The organism is Escherichia sp. MOD1-EC5950, assembly GCF_002965345.1.
Classification (GTDB): Bacteria; Pseudomonadota; Gammaproteobacteria; order Enterobacterales; family Enterobacteriaceae; genus Escherichia; species Escherichia marmotae.
On record NZ_PTSR01000174.1, the window covers coordinates 1 to 274 of the forward strand.

Consider the following 274-nt stretch of genomic DNA (forward strand, 5'->3'; position numbering starts at 1 on the left):
TGCTGCATGAACTTTTCTGGCGTGATGCCCGACCATTTACGCCCATAATACATTTCCGTTTTCAGTCTGCCGAAAAAGCCTTCGCATGCGGCATTATCAGGTGAACATCCTTTACGGGACATTGAGCGAATAAGACCTGCTGCATTCACTCTTTCCAGCCAGCCTGGCCAGCGATAATGCCCACCTCTGTCACTGTGTATCACCGGTCGTTCGCCAGCATTTAACGTTTCGACAGCGCTATCCAGCATAGTGTTGACCAGTTCAGCATCGGGGC

General features: G+C 51.1%; 1 pseudogene. It reads right to left on the reverse strand.

Annotation, left to right across the window (positions count from 1 at the left end):
• Nucleotides 1-274 (reverse strand): annotated as a pseudogene (locus tag BEA93_RS24885) (DDE-type integrase/transposase/recombinase); the annotation flags it as partial.